1 pseudogene is annotated in these 610 nt (G+C 62.8%); it reads right to left on the reverse strand.

Features of this window, described 5'->3' with window-relative positions:
* Window positions 1–428: pseudogene (locus ACFQ24_RS03760) on the reverse strand (IS21 family transposase); the annotation flags it as partial.
* Window positions 429–610: the final 182 nt, after the last annotated feature.

Raw genomic sequence — 610 nt, forward strand, 5'->3', positions numbered from 1 at the left:
AGATCGTTCATGCACGTGAAATCGGACATGCCGAGCCGCCCCGGTTCATGAACCTGCCTGAAGATGACTTCCCGATCCTGGCCGTTCAGAGCGCGCCAGTCGCGAATACGCCTCTCCAGGGTTCGTCGTGAGCCGAACTCGGTATCCGGGTACCGGCGGCGCAGTTCCTCGAAGATCGCGACAGGACGAAGACCGGGGGCGGCCTCCAGCATCGGCACGACGACTTCTTCGAAAATGCCTGATAGCGGATCAGGCCGCCGTCGGCCGCGCGGCGCCTGTCGCTGGGAAGGCAGGCGCGCATCCTGTAGCACCCGGTAGCCGGTCGCCGGGCTGAAACCGGCCTTGGCCGCCGCCAGGGCGACGGGATCGTTACGTCTGTGGGTCATGAAAAGTCTCACCTGATGATCGTTGATGTGTCGGCCCGCCACACGTCAGGTCCTCCTCCCTGGGAAAACCCAATCCATAGCGACCACCACGACCATCACAGGCACCCTTCAAAAGGCGCCTCCTGCGTTCCGGCATCGGCTACGGGCTACGCCCTTCGCCAATCCCGGAACGCAGGATTCTCATCTTGTTTGTCGCGCTTTCTCAACCTGAATGTCGCGCGACA

It is taken from the genome of Sphingobium olei, assembly GCF_042678845.1.
Taxonomy (GTDB): Bacteria; Pseudomonadota; Alphaproteobacteria; order Sphingomonadales; family Sphingomonadaceae; genus Sphingobium; species Sphingobium olei.